The organism is Variovorax sp. H27-G14 (assembly GCF_046156345.1).
Taxonomy (GTDB): Bacteria; Pseudomonadota; Gammaproteobacteria; order Burkholderiales; family Burkholderiaceae_C; genus Variovorax.
The window spans coordinates 101234-114767 of sequence record NZ_JAYLVN010000002.1 but is presented as its reverse complement, the minus strand read 5'-3'; the positions used below and the strand labels follow the sequence as shown (position 1 = coordinate 114767).

The 13534-nt window shown below is 67.0% G+C and carries 12 protein-coding genes; 3 read left to right on the top strand and 9 right to left on the bottom strand.

Translation table 11 applies throughout. The features are described from left to right. Positions 1 to 3 precede the first annotated feature (3 nt). Complete coding sequence (locus tag VLK31_RS06020; protein ID WP_409167478.1) at positions 4 to 540, bottom strand: cysteine hydrolase family protein; 537 nt, start codon at positions 538 to 540, stop codon at positions 4 to 6. Between the two features lie 63 nt (positions 541 to 603). Next, positions 604 to 2196 carry an esterase/lipase family protein gene (locus tag VLK31_RS06015; protein WP_409167477.1) on the bottom strand — a complete coding sequence of 531 codons (1593 nt, stop codon included), beginning with the start codon at positions 2194 to 2196 and terminating at the stop codon, positions 604 to 606. 513 nt (positions 2197 to 2709) lie between these two features. Here VLK31_RS06015 and VLK31_RS06010 point away from each other — a divergent pair. After that, positions 2710 to 3828: an MBL fold metallo-hydrolase gene (locus tag VLK31_RS06010; RefSeq protein ID WP_409167476.1), complete on the top strand. Its 1119-nt coding sequence runs from the start codon at positions 2710 to 2712 to the stop codon at positions 3826 to 3828. On the opposite strand, the gene VLK31_RS06005 is transcribed toward VLK31_RS06010, so the two are convergent. From VLK31_RS06005 to VLK31_RS05990, 4 genes are read right to left on the bottom strand one after another with little or no spacing between them, the layout of a single operon-like run. Beyond that, positions 3825 to 4664 (bottom strand): IclR family transcriptional regulator, encoded by an 840-nt coding sequence (locus VLK31_RS06005; RefSeq protein ID WP_409167475.1) that lies wholly within the window; start codon positions 4662 to 4664, stop codon positions 3825 to 3827. The genes VLK31_RS06010 and VLK31_RS06005 overlap by 4 nt on opposite strands. A 10-nt stretch (positions 4665 to 4674) precedes the next feature. After that, entirely contained in the window at positions 4675 to 5646 is a 972-nt protein-coding gene (locus VLK31_RS06000) for an NAD(P)H-dependent flavin oxidoreductase (RefSeq protein ID WP_409167474.1), read from the bottom strand. Between the two features lie 10 nt (positions 5647 to 5656). Then, a complete protein-coding gene (locus tag VLK31_RS05995) occupies positions 5657 to 6283 on the bottom strand; it encodes a 2-hydroxychromene-2-carboxylate isomerase (protein WP_409167473.1) in 627 nt (208 codons plus the stop codon). 2 nt (positions 6284 to 6285) lie between these two features. Next, a complete protein-coding gene (locus VLK31_RS05990; RefSeq protein WP_409167472.1) occupies positions 6286 to 7014 on the bottom strand; it encodes an SDR family oxidoreductase in 729 nt (242 codons plus the stop codon). A 294-nt stretch (positions 7015 to 7308) separates the two neighbouring features. On the opposite strand from VLK31_RS05990, the gene VLK31_RS05985 reads away from it, so the two are divergent. Both VLK31_RS05985 and VLK31_RS05980 read left to right on the top strand, forming a co-directional pair. Continuing rightward, complete coding sequence (locus tag VLK31_RS05985) at positions 7309 to 8862, top strand: class I adenylate-forming enzyme family protein (RefSeq protein ID WP_409167471.1); 1554 nt, start codon at positions 7309 to 7311, stop codon at positions 8860 to 8862. Positions 8863 to 8897: 35 nt separating this feature from the next. Continuing rightward, positions 8898 to 9893, top strand: a complete 996-nt coding sequence (locus VLK31_RS05980) for a tripartite tricarboxylate transporter substrate binding protein (protein WP_409167470.1) — start codon at positions 8898 to 8900, stop codon at positions 9891 to 9893. Positions 9894 to 9932: 39 nt separating this feature from the next. On the opposite strand, the gene VLK31_RS05975 is transcribed toward VLK31_RS05980, so the two are convergent. The 3 genes from VLK31_RS05975 to VLK31_RS05965 are packed head-to-tail and all read right to left on the bottom strand — an operon-like array spanning position 9933 to position 13520. Beyond that, positions 9933 to 10124 (bottom strand): hypothetical protein, encoded by a 192-nt coding sequence (locus tag VLK31_RS05975; RefSeq protein ID WP_409167469.1) that lies wholly within the window; start codon positions 10122 to 10124, stop codon positions 9933 to 9935. Continuing rightward, complete coding sequence (parC, locus tag VLK31_RS05970; RefSeq protein ID WP_409167468.1) at positions 10124 to 12538, bottom strand: DNA topoisomerase IV subunit A; 2415 nt, start codon at positions 12536 to 12538, stop codon at positions 10124 to 10126. The genes VLK31_RS05975 and parC overlap by 1 nt, the downstream gene beginning before the upstream one ends. A gap of 34 nt (positions 12539 to 12572) precedes the next feature. Then, the gene (locus tag VLK31_RS05965) at positions 12573 to 13520 is read right to left on the bottom strand and encodes a lytic transglycosylase domain-containing protein (protein ID WP_409167467.1); all 948 of its coding nucleotides are present in this window, start codon (positions 13518 to 13520) and stop codon (positions 12573 to 12575) included. Positions 13521 to 13534: the final 14 nt, after the last annotated feature.

Here is a 13534-nt window from a genome sequence, read left to right as displayed (position 1 = left end):
CGTTCAGCCGGCCAGCACGATGTCGGCGGCGGGCACGGCGCGAATCGGCACGCCGAAGCTGGTGATGTCTGCCAGCGTGGCGTTGTGGTGTGCGCGAATCTGCGCGCCCGTGGCATGCGCCTTGTCGTGCGAGGTGTGCGCATCGGCGGCCAGCACCACCTCGTAGCCCAGCGCGGCGGCACGGCGCGTGGTGGTGTCCACGCAGAACTCCGACGAATAGCCGCAGACAACCACGCGCTTCACGCCGTGGTCCGACAGCCATGCGTCCAGCGGGGTGCGCAGGAACGAGTCGGGCGTGGTCTTGCGGATCTTCGTGTCGCGCGCGTCGGTGTGCAACGCACTGGCGAGTTGCCAGCGCTCGGAGTCGAACTCCAGGTCCACAGCGTTCTCCTGCTGAATGAGCGCCACCGGCACGCCGGCCGCGCGGGCGCGTTCGGTGAGCGCGTTGATGCGCTGCACCACCGCTTCGGCTTCATGGGGGCGGGGCGGGTCGTCGCACAGACCGCGCTGAACATCGATGACAAGTACGGCAGTTTTCATGCGGGCATCGTAGCCGCCCGCTCCAATTCAGGCACTCAATTCCAGGCACTCAATTTCAGGCCATCAATTCCACGCACTCACTTCGAGCCGCACCTTCCCGCTGATGCCCGGCGCCGCCGGTGCGGCGCCCAGGCTGGAGAGCGGCACCACAAACTGCAGCTTGCCCCCGGCCAGCTGCGTCGGGCTCATGGGCAGCGACGCCTGCCCTGCCGTGTCGGTCTGCCAGCCGTACTTGACGTTCCAGTTCTGCGCCGGGTCGTCGGCCAGGGGCGGCGCAATTTCGATGACCAGCGTGTCACGAAACAGCGAGCTGCCTTCGTAATGCCCGTCCAGCCAGAACTTGTTGTTGACCTGGTAGTCGGGCACGCGCACGCCCAGCGTCATGGCGTAGGCCAGCGTCGGGCGGTCCTGCTTCACGCGGGCCTTGTTGGCCAGGAACACGCTCGACAGGTAGATGGCGCGGCGCTCGGCCGTGGCCGGGTCGGTCAGCTCCTTGTGCGTGCGGCAGGCGGGCGAGTCTTCTTCCGCCACGCGCCGGCTCAGGTACCAGCGCTTGCCGCGCGGCGCTGCCAGCAGCTCGACCTGGTAGAGCGCATCGACGTCGGCCCCCGCGGGCAGGTCGGGCGGCAGCGTGACGCCGTCGACGTCGAACCACAGGTCCACCCGCACATCGCCGAACAGGAAGCGCACCAGGTTCTGGTACGCCTCCTCGGAGTTGACGATGCCGAAGAAGCCCGAGTGCGAGCGGTAGGTGTAGGCCGTGGCCACGGGCTGCGCCTTGCCGTCGGCGTCGCGCGACCAGAGCGAGGCGTTCTCGATGCGCACCAGCCCGTCGCTGCCGTGCCCCGCGAACATGCGCGACAGGCCCTTGGCGCTTTCGTAGTCGCCGCGGTTGGAGCCGACCATGCAGAAGAAGCGCTCGGGCGGAAAGGCGGTGGCCGGCAGGTAGTCCATGCGGCCATCGACGGGCGCGGTGGCCAGAAAGTCGGACATCCTGTCGCGGTTGAAGGTGTTCATTTCGGCCGCGGTGAGCCAGGCCGGCACGTTGATGCCGCCCATGTCGATGCCGTTGTGCGGCGTGGCATAGGTGAACACCTTGTCGACACAGGCGCGCGCCGCCGCGTCGCCGAGTGCGGGGTTCTGCAGAAAGGCCCGCACCACGAGGCCGCCCATGGAATGCGCAACGAGGTAGCAGCGAAAGTCGGCCACTGCGTAGCCGGGGCCTTCGCGCAGTGCCACGAGGTCGCGCACGCGCAGCACGAGTTGGCTCAGGCCTTGCGCGTACACGGTGACATCTTTCGACTGGCCGTCGCCGAGCAGTTCGGAGCCGGAGTCGTAGTAGCGGTAGATGATGACCGAGGCCGAGGGAATGCCGTCGACGTCTTTGCCGGTGTCGTCGGGCGAGGGTTTCCAGTCGGGGTCGAGGATGTCCAGGCCGTTCTGGTAGACGCTTTGGTACTGAAAGTCGGCCAGCAGGCGCACCACGGGCGACTCGAAGACGAACTTCTGCGCGGGGGCCTCTTTCTTCACCGTGGCGCGGTACACCGTGGAGCCCAGGTTGAAGCCGCAGAACGGATCGGCCGCGGTGTCGTCGCGTTCGGCTTCGGTCATGGCGTACCCACGCACGTAGATGATGGGATAGCGATTGCTGCTCATGGAATGTGCCGCCTCGTCTGGATGCGATGAAGCACTCCAGTGTGACGAGACGGTTTGGGGAGCGCCATACAGCGCATGGCGTAGGGCTCGGGTTTCAGGGCTCCTGTTCGGGAGCGCTGCTGTTCAGGGCGACGCACACGCCGACGGGGTACCTTGCTCCGCGAATGTCCCCCGGGCTTCGCCCTCGTCCTTTATTTCGCTGCGCAAGGCACCCCATCGGCGTGTGCGTTGTACAGAGCCGGGGTTGATCGTGCGATCACACAGAGCGTGCCCAGGTGCACAGGGCGTCGGGTGCTCCCCGCAGCGAAATAAAGGAGGAGGGGCGCAGCCCCGGGGGACATTCGCGGAGGGGAGCACCCGGCGGCCTGTGCACACGCCCTGAACAACAGCGCGTCCAAACGACAACAAAAAAAACATACCCCCGCGCCCCAAATGTTTCTACGGCTGAAACCATTGAAACACCAGCCATGGCTAACCTTCCGCCATCCCACAAACACAAACAAGAAGGCTCCCATGGCTGAAGAATCAGGCTCGCAGGGCTCCTACCTGCCGCAACTCCTGCGCCGAAGCACCGCATTGGCCGCGGCCGGCTGCGCATTCGTGGCGGGGTGCAGCGCCGCGGGCGGCGAGGCACGCTACGACAACTCGCCCCAGTTCAAGGACGGTGGGTTTCACAACATGGCCAACCCCGACCTGCCCGCACAGGCCAGCGCCTGGCGCATCTGGTCGCGCTTCATCGTCGGCAGCAAAGTCGACAGCGTGCCCACCGACCCCATTCCCGTGAAGCCGCTCGACAAAGCCACACTGGATGCACTCGACACCAACACCAACCACGTCGCCCGCCTAGGCCACTCCTCGCACCTGCTCAAGCTGCGCGGCAAATACTGGCTGATCGACCCGGTTTTCAGCGAACGCGTGTCGCCCGTGCAATGGGCCGGCCCCAAACGCTTTCACCAGCCACCCATGACCCTCGAACAACTGCCACCCATCGAAGGCGTCATTCTTTCGCACGACCACTACGACCACCTCGACCTGGCCACCATCGAATACCTCTCGAAAACCGTCAAACACTTCTTCGTGCCGCTGGGCGTGCGCACCCGGCTGATGGTGATGGGCGTGCCGGCCGAACGCGTGACCGAACTCGACTGGTGGCAAGACGCCGAACACGACGGCGTGAAGCTCACCGCCACGCCCGCGCAACATTTTTCGGGCCGCACCCTGGGCGACCGCGACCGCACGCTTTGGGCCTCGTGGGTTGTGCAAAGCGGCGACCAGCGCATTTTCTACAGCGGCGACTCAGGGTACTTTCCAGGCTTCAAGCAAATCGGCGACCGCTTCGGCGGCTTCGACATCGCGCTGATGGAAAACGGCGCCTACGACGCCATGTGGCCCGCCGTGCACATGACACCCGAGCAAAGCGTGCAGGCCTTCGAGGACCTGCGCGGCAAGGTGTTCTTCTCGGTGCACAACAGCACCTTCGACCTCGCTTTCCACACCTGGCACGACCCGCTGGACCGCATCGCGAGCCTTACTGAGGCGAAGAAGATCGAGCTGGCGACGCCGGTGATCGGCGAGGTGGTGACGGTGGGGCAGGCGCGCACCAACACGCGGTGGTGGGTGGGGCTGCGCTAATTCGTCTTGCGGAAATGCCGCTCTATGGCATGCACCGTGTCCAGCAACTGCGGGCGCACCTCCTGCATGAACACCTCCGGCGGCATCGAGCGCGGGCCGGCCGCGCTCAGCACCATCAGCGGCATGCCCTTGCCCACGCGCAGCGGTGAGGCAATGGCGCTCACCTCGCCGCGCCAGTCGCCAAACGAGCTGCAGCAGCCGTGGCGGTCGATGTCTTCCACCGCCTGGCGAATGCCCTGCTCGATGCGCGGCCAGCCGGCCATGTCGAGCGTGCGAATGCGCTCCTCCAGCCCACGCCGCGCGCCAGGCTTGGCAGCCGCAAGGTAGGCCCGCCCCATGGCCGAGGTGGCCAGCGGAATGCGCGAGCCGATGTTCAGCCGAATGGTGACGATCGAGTCGCTGCGGCAGGTCTCCACATAGAGCATCGACATGCCGTCGCGCATGCCCAGCGCAATCAGGCAACCGGTGTCGTTGGCCAGCTGCTGCATGAGCGGGCGACTGACCTCCTTGGCGTCCAGCCTGGACAGCGTGGTGCCGCCCAGCGTGAGCGTGGCCATGCCCAGCCGGTAACGGCCCGACTCGGCCACGTGGTGCAGAAAGCCCAGCTTGGTCAGCGTGTAGGTCAGCCGCGTGACGGTCGACTTGGGCAGCGCGCAGCGCTCCGACAGCTCCTGGTTGCCCAGGCGCTCCTCGCCCGAGGCAAAGCACTGCAGCACCTGCAGGCCGCGCGCCAGGGCCGTCACGAAGTGGCGGTCTTCCTTGGCGTTGACCTTGTTGTGCTCGACGTCTTCGTACTCGCCGAGCTCCCGCTTGGAATGGACTTCTGCGCGCTTCATGCCCCCGACTCTAGAGCAGCCGCGCGAGCCGCTGCGAGACGATGCCCTCGGCCTCGCGCATGATGCGCGCGACCAGTTCGGCCACCGTGGGCACGTCGTGAATCAGCCCGGCCACCATGCCGCAGCTCCAGGCGCCGGCGTTCATGTCGCCGTCGACCATCACCTTCGGATAGACGCCGCCCACGAACTCGCGGATGTCGTCGATCTGGGTGTGGGCGCCCTTCTCTTTCTCGATGGCGAGCAGCGCCTCGACACCCGCGTTGTTCAGCACGCGCTCTGTGTTGCGCAGCGGGCGCATCACCAGACGCGTGTCCAGCTCCGACGCTGCCACGATGGCCGCCTTGACGTTCGCATGCACCGGCGCCTCCTGCGTGGCGATGAAGCGCGTGCCCATGTTGATGCCCTCCGCACCCAGCGCCAGCGCCGCCACCAGGCTGCGCCCGTCGGCCATGCCGCCGGAGGCGACGAACGGAATGTCGAGCGCCTCGGCCGCGCGCGGCAACAGAATGAAATTAGGCACGTCGTCTTCGCCCGGATGGCCGCCGCATTCGAAACCGTCGACGCTCACCGCGTCGCAGCCGATGGCCTGCGCCTTGAGCGAATGCCGCACCGACGTGCACTTGTGAATGACCTTCACGCCCGCCTTCTTCAACTGCGGCATGTACGCCTCGGGGCTGCGCCCGGCCGTCTCCACGATGCGCACGCCGCCCTGGATGAGGGCGTCGATGTACTCGGGATACGGCGGCGAAGCGAAGGTCGGCAAAAAGGTGAGGTTCACGCCGATGGGCTTGTCGGTCATGTCCTTGCAGCGCGCAATTTCCCGGGCCAGCAGCTCGGGCGTTTTCTGCGTGAGGCCGGTGATGATGCCCAGCCCCCCGGCATTCGACACCGCCGCGGCCAGCTCGGCAAAGCCGACGTAGTGCATGCCGCCCTGGATGATGGGGTGCTCGATGCCGAAGAGTTTTGTGATTCTGGTGTGCATGGTCGATGTTTCAGTGGTCGCGTTGCAGGATGATTTCTTCCTCGACCTCGCGCAAGCGGTCCTTGCCGAAGAAGATCTGGTCGTTCACGAAGAAGGTGGGCGAGCCGAAGGCGCCTTGCTCGAAGGCTGTTTGCGTGTTGGCCATCAAGGCCTGCTTGACCTCGGCGGTCTGCATGGCCGCGAAGAGGTCGGCCGCGGGCAGGCCGGCGCTGTTCAGCGCGGCGCTCACCACGCCCGCATCGGCCATGTTCAGGCTGCGCTCCCACATGCAAGAGAACACCGTGTCGACGTAGTGCGCGAAGCAGCCCAGCGTTTGCGCCGCCACCGCGCCGCGCATGACGCTCAGCGTGTTCACGGGAAAGAACGCGTTGCGGCGGAACGCCGTGATCTGGTGCTTGGCAAGGAAGCGCTGGAACTCCAGCGCGTCGTAGGCCCGCTTGTTCGCGATGTCGGCGAACGCCTCGGCGGGCGAGCGGTTGTTCGTGAGTTTGAACAGGCCGCCCAGAAGAATCGGCACGTAGTCGAACGCAACGCCCGTGCGCGCCGCCACTGCGGGCAGCACCTTGTGGCACAGGTAGGCGTTGGGGCTGCCGAAGTCGAACAGGAACCGGGCTTTCACGTCGTTGGGCGTGTTCATGCTCACCACGTCTCCATCCAGGGGCGCAGTTCCATCTCGTGCGTCCACGCGTTGCGCGGCTGCTGGTGAATCTGCCAGTAGGCCTCGCCGATGCTGTCGGGCGACACCACGCCGCCCTGCTCCAGAAGCGCATAGCGCTCGGGAAAGTTGGTGCGAATGAACTCGGTGTCGATGGCGCCGTCGATCACCGGGTGCGCCACGTGGATGCCCTTGGGCCACAGCTCGCGCGCCATGCTCTGCGCCAGCGCGCGCAGGCCGTGCTTGGCGCCGGAGAAGGCGGCATAGCCCTCGCGCCCGCGCAGGCTGGCGGTGGCGCCCGTGAAGATGATGGTGCCGCGCCCGCGCTCCAGCATGCGCTTGGCCACTTCGCGGCCCATGAGAAAGCCGCCGAAGCAGGCCATCTCCCACACCTTGAAGTACACGCGCGCCGTGGTCTCGGTGATGCCGAAGCGCACGTTGGCGCCAATGTTGAACACCGCCACCTCGATGGGCGCGATGTTCTTCTCGATGTTGTCCACCAGCGCCACCATCTCCTCTTCCTTGCGGGCGTCGCTGCCGAAGCCGTGCGCGTCGCCGCCGGCGGCCTTGATCTCCTGCACCAGGGGTTCGAGCTTGTCGGCGGTGCGCCGGGTGACGCAGGCGATGTAGCCCTCGCGGGCGAATCGCTTGGCGATTGCGCCACCGGTGGCGTCTCCGGCGCCAATCACGAGGATGGCTTTCTTGTCGTTCATGCGGTGTCTTTCGTCGGTCGGTCGGTGAATGCACACGGGGTCGTCGTGCGGCCTCGTCATTCTGAAATGCCAGGCTGGCAAACAGTGAACCGCAGACGCAATTCAGAACTGCATTGCAGAACTCCGAGTCGCAGGGCGATTTTTGCGATTTCTCTGCGAAGGCTGCAAATCAAATGCACCGCTCATTGGGGAAATCCCTGTTCGATGTTCTGCAGTGCAGTTTTTCGAACGCGCTGTGCGGGCCGCTTGCTTCATAGACTCGCCGCCACCCAAGCCCCGGAACGCGAACCCACGATGACCACCGAGACACTTCCACTGCCTGCCCCACCCACGCGGGTGCACGAACTCCTTGCGCCCTGGGTTGCCGCGCAGCCCAACGCCCTGGCGCTGCGCGACGCCCATGTGTCGCTGACCTACGGCGAGCTTGGCGCGCAGATGGAGGCCATGGCGCGGCAGCTGGCCGACGCGGGCGTGCGCGCCGGAGACCGCGTGCTCATCGTGGGCGAGAACAGCGTGGCGCTGTGCGTCATCTTCATGGCGCTGAGCCGGCTCGACGCCTGGACCATCGCCGTGAACGCACGGCTCACGCCACGCGAAATCGGCCAGTTCATCGCGCACTCCGGCGCACGGCGCGTGCTGTACCTGTGCCATGTGTCGCCCGAGGCCAGCGCGCATGCGCGCCAGCACGAGGCCGTGCCATTTGTCAGCACGCTGGGCGAGATTGCCATTGGCCCGCTCGCGCACGACGTGCTGCCGGAGCCCTGCAGCGCGGACCCCGCGCAGCAGGTGGCCGCCATGGTCTACACATCGGGCACCACCGGTGCGCCCAAGGGCGTGATGCTGACCCACGCCAACCTGATGTTCGTGGCCACCTGCGCGCGCGACCTGCGCCGCTTCGGCCCGCGCGACGTGGTCTACGGCGTGCTGCCGATGGCGCACGTGGTGGGCCTGTCAACGCAGTTCCTGGGCGCAATGTGCGCGGGCACCACGCTGCTGCTGGAACCGCGCTTTGCCCCCGACAGCGCGCTGCGCGCGTTGCGCAACGACGGCGTCACCGTGTTCACCGGCGTGCCCGCGCTGTTCGCGCGCATTCTGGAGTGGGCGCGCAAGAACGACGCCGCCATCGAGGCGCCCGCACTGCGGCTCATCAGCGTGGCCGGCTCGCCGCTCACGCCGAGCCTGAAGGCCGAAGTGGAGCGCGCCTTCGGGCTGCCGCTGCACAACGGCTACGGCCTGACCGAAACCGCGCCCACCGTCGCGCAGACCCGGCTGGACACACCGCGCGACGACTGCGCCGTGGGCCCGGTCATTCCGCGCGTGGAGGCGCGCATCCGCGGCGCCGACGGCACCGACGTGCAGCCCGGCGAGATCGGTGAGCTGTGGGTGCGCGGGCCCGGCGTGATGAAGGGCTACTACCGCAGCCCCGAGCTCACGGCGGCCGTGATCGACGGCGCGGGCTGGTTCAAGACCGGCGACTTGGCGCGGCTCACGCAGGACGGCGCGCTGTTCATCTCGGGGCGCACCAAGGAGCTGATCATTCGCTCGGGCTTCAACGTGTACCCGCTGGAGGTCGAGCAGGTGCTCAACGCCTACCCAGGCATCGTGCAATCGGCGGTCGTGGGCCGCGAGGCCGGGCACAACGAGGAGATCGTGGCCTTCATCGAGACCCGGGAGGGCCTGCCGCTGGACGACGCGCCGTTGCGCGCGCACCTGCGCCAGCACCTGTCGCCCTACAAGCAGCCCAGCGAGATACGCGCGATGGCCGCACTGCCCTCGGCGCCCAACGGCAAGGTGCTCAAGGGCGTGCTGAAGACGCTTGCGCAGACACCGCTGCACACCCTCGAATGACCTCGTCCATGAACACCCTTCTCTTTCGGACTCCCATGCACCATCGAACCGCTCGCACCCTTGCCCTCACGCTGTGCACCGTGGCCGCCGCGCTCACCGCGCTCACCGCCGCCTCGCAGGCCACCGCGGAAGAAAAGGCCAGCGCCTACCCCTCGCGGCCTATCAAGATCATGATCGGCTTCTCGCCCGGGGGCTCGACCGACGCGCCGATGCGCGTGCTCGCGGAGAAGGCCGGCGCCATCCTCAAGCAGCCCATCGTCATCGAGAACAAGCCCGGCGTGGGCGGCACCATGCCGGCGCAAAGCCTGCAGTCGGCCGCGCCGGACGGCTACACACTGGGCATTGCATCGGCCGGCGTCTACCGGCTGCCGTACACCAACGACATCAAGTGGGACCCGGCAACGGACCTCACCTACGTCATCGGCCTGACCGGCTACGCCTTCGGCATCGTCGTGCCCGCCAGCTCGCCCATCAAGACGCTGCAGGACTACGTGGCGCAGGCCCGGGCCAACCCCGGCAAGCTCACCTACAGCACGCCGGGCATCGCCACCACCAACCACCTGACGATGGAGCAGCTGTCGCGGCTGTACAAGATCGAGCTCAACCACATTCCCTACAAGGGCAGTGCCGAGTCGCTGCAGGCCATCGTGGGCGGCCAGGTCGATTCCGCGGCGGAGACTTCGGCTTTCGTGCCCTATGTGGATTCGGGCAAGCTGCGGCTGATTGCGGTGTGGGGCGACAAGCGCATGGCGCGCTACCCGAACGTGCCCACGCTGAAGGAAAGCGGCGCGAACATCGTGCAGACCTCGCCCTGGGGGCTGGTCGGGCCCAAGGGGCTGGACCCGGCCATTGCCGCCAAGCTGCATGACGCGTTCAAACAAGCGATGCAGACGAAGGAATTCAAGGAGATGCTGGCCCGCTACGAAATGGAGCCGGACTACAAAAGCGCGAAGGACTATCGCGCCTTTGCAGTAGATGCGATGAAGCGCGAGAAGGAGATCCTCGACGCGCTGGGGTTGTCCCGCAAGTAGAGGGCAAGCAGGCGACCGGACAGCCGGCCGCGCGTCCGACTATCCGTCGCGCTCCTTGCGCTCGCGCGCCCGGCGCACCTGGCGCGTCTCGCCGGCCTGCGAGGCGATGCGGTCCTTCTCGCGCCGCTTTGCCGCGCGCTTCTCGCGCATGCGCTTGCCCAGCACATAGCTGCCCAGGCCGGTGACCACGGCAATGAACATGCCGATGATGCTGACGTCGATACCGCCCATCACAGCACCCGCACGACGCCCGTCGGCTTGAAGCCGAGGTCGGCCGCCTTGCCCTTGCGCGCACGGTTGCCGCGCGCGTTGTTCAGCGTGCGGATCTCCAGCGTTTCCTCGCGCTCCTTGGCACCGCGGCCGATGCCTTCGATGCGCACGCTGCGCGTATAGGCCGCCGCGCCCGCCAGGGTGTCCTTGGGCTCCAGGTCGATCAGCGTGAGGCCGCGACCGCCCTTGGGCAGGCTCTTGAGCTCGGCAATCTCGAAGGTCAGGATGCGACCGCCCGTCGAGGCGCAGGCCACATGCGTGGCCGCGGGCATCGGCTCGGCGCCGCTCGCGCCGCCCACCAGCGAAGGCCGGCACAGCTGCTCGCCCTCGCCCACGTCGATGAAGGCCTTGCCCCCGCGCTGGCGCGACATCATGTTCTCGACCGTGGCAATGAAACCGTAGCCGCCGGTGTTGGCCAACAGCACGCTGGCGCCCACCGGGCCGGCAAAGAAATGCGTGACGTGCGTGCCGGCGTCCAGGTCGATGAGCGTGGTCACGGGCTGGCCGTCGCCACGCGCGCCGGGCAGCGACGCCACGGGCACGGTGTACACGCGCACGCCCTTGTCCTTGGCGCTGCCGAAGACCAGCAGCGTGTCGACGCTGCGGCATTCGAAGGCGCTGTAGAGCGTGTCGCCGGACTTGAAGCTGTACTCGGGCGCGGCAGCCTTTTCTCCGTTCGCGCCGTTGGCATTGGCTGCGGCCTTCTCGCTGGCCCAGCCCTTCTGCGCGCGCACCCAGCCCTTCTGCGACACGATGACCGTGACCGGCTCGTCGACCACCTTCACTTCGGACACGGCGCGCTTCTCGGCCTGAATGAGCGTGCGGCGCGCGTCCTCGAAGGTCTTGGCGTCGGACTCGATTTCTTTCACCAGCAGGCGGCGCAGCGTGGCCGGGCTGCCCAGAATGTCTTCGAGCTTCTTCTGCTCGTCGCGCAGGCCCTTGAGCTCCTGCTCGATCTTGATGGCCTCCAGCCGCGCCAATTGGCGCAGGCGGATTTCAAGAATGTCCTCGGCCTGGCGGTCGCTCAGGTTGAAGCGCGCAATGAGCGCGGCCTTCGGGTCTTCCGCCGCGCGGATGATCGCAATCACCTCGTCGATGTTCAGCAGCACCAGCTGCCGGCCTTCGAGGATGTGAATGCGCTCCAGCACCTTGTTCAGGCGGTGGCGCGAGCGCTTCTCGACGGTGATCTCGCGGAACGCGATCCACTCGTTGAGCATCTGGCGCAGCGACTTCTGCGTGGGCTTGCCGTCAATGCCCACCATCGTCAGGTTGATCGACGACGAGGTTTCCAGCGAGGTCTGCGACAGCAGCGTGGTGATGAATTCTTCCTGGCTGATGCGCGAGGTCTTGGGCTCGAACACCAGGCGCACCGCGGCGTCCTTGCTCGACTCGTCGCGCACCACATCGAGCATCGACAGCATCGAGGCCTTCAGCTGCGTCTGGTCCGCGCTCAGGGCCTTCTTGCCGGTCTTGACCTTGGGGTTGGTGATTTCCTCGATTTCCTCGAGCACCTTCTGCGTGCTGACGCCGGGCGGCAGCTCGTTCACCACCAGCTGCCACTGGCCGCGCGCCAGCTCTTCGATCTTCCAGCGCGCGCGCACCTTGAGCGAGCCGCGGCCGGTGCGGTAGGCGTCGGCAATGTCGCTGGCGTTGCTGATGATCTGCGCGCCGCCGGGGTAGTCGGGGCCGGGCACGATGGCCAGCAGTTCTTCTTCGCTGAGCTGGCCGTTCGACTTGATCAGCGCCACGCAGGCGTCGGCAATCTCGCGCAGGTTGTGGCTCGGAATTTCGGTGGCCAGGCCCACGGCGATGCCGCTGGCGCCGTTCAGCAGCGTGAAGGGCAGCCGCGCGGGCAGCAGGCGCGGCTCTTCGGTGCTGCCGTCGTAGTTGGGAATGAAGTCGACCGTGCCTTCGTCGATCTCGTCGAGCAGCAGGCTGGTGATGCGCGCCAGGCGCGCCTCGGTGTAGCGCATGGCCGCGGCGCCGTCGCCGTCGCGGCTGCCGAAATTGCCCTGGCCGTCCACCAGCGGATAGCGCTGCGAGAAGTCTTGCGCCATGCGCACCAGCGCGTCGTAGGCGGCCTGGTCGCTGTGCGGGTGGAAGCGGCCGAGCACGTCGCCGACCACGCGCGCGCTCTTCACGGGCTTGGCGCCCACGGTGCCGTTGGTGCCGCCAAAGCCCAGGCCCATGCGCGACATCGAGTACAGAATGCGGCGCTGCACCGGCTTCTGGCCGTCGGACACATCGGGCAACGCGCGGCCCTTGACCACGCTCAGCGCGTACTCGAGGTAGGCGGTCTGGGCGTAATCGGCAAGGGTCAGCGTGGTGTCGCCGTCGGTGGGGCCTGCAAGGTCGAGCGGAGGTTGGGAATCCATCGTCTGTCGTTCTCGGAAGATTGCGGTTGCTTGTTTATTCGGTCATGGCCACCGACGGCGAGCCTGTCGCGGACGACACAGGCACATCGGGCATGTAGGGAGAGGTTGGCGCGCCGGACGGTTGCGGCAGGTCGGACAGGCCGGGCAAGGCAGGCATGGGCGCGGGGTGTTCGGCCGGCATGTTGCCGCGGCCGATGGCGCCGCCCATTTCCATGCGGATGCGCCCTGGCGACTTGCCGACCAGGCCACTGCTGCCACTGCTGCCGCCGCCCATGCGCCCGGTGGCGCCGGGCTTCAGGTACGCATACAGCTGCAGCACGGTCTGCACGTAGTTCTGCGTTTCCTTGTAGTTGGGTATCTTGTTGCCCGCGCGCTGCACCGCGCCCTCGCCCGCGTTGTAGGCGGCCAGCGCCAACTCGATCTGCCCCGGGAACATTGCGATCAGGTCGCGCAGGTAGCGCGAGCCGGCGGCAATGTTGATGCGCGGATCGAACAGCTTGGCCTCGATGGTCGCGCGCTTGTCCGCCGACACGCCGTAGCGCTGCGCGGTGGCGGGCATGAGCTGCATCAGGCCCATGGCGCCCTTGGGCGAGACGGCCTGCGCGTCGAAGCCCGACTCGGTGGCAATCAGCGCCTGCAGCAGTTCGTAGTCGATCGAATGCTTGCTCGACGCATCGCGCAGCGCCGCCTTGGCGCTCTTGTAGCTGGGCGATGCCTCGAACATGGCCATGAGCGTCTGCGAGGCCGTCGACACCTTGCCGTCGAGCTTGCGCCCGCCGTGCCCCAATGGCGACAGGCCCTGCGCCGTGTCGAAGCTCTGGCCGCCACGAAAGAACACCTGGTAGCGCTCGTCGACCTTCTCGGCGGCGAAGTGCGCCACGCCCTTGCTGTCGATGTAGCCGTAGACGTCAGCGGCGCGCGCCACCCCCAACTGGCCGAGCAGCAGGAAGGCAGATAGCAACAAGCGCTTGAAAGCTGACATGCGTGGTGGAGGGG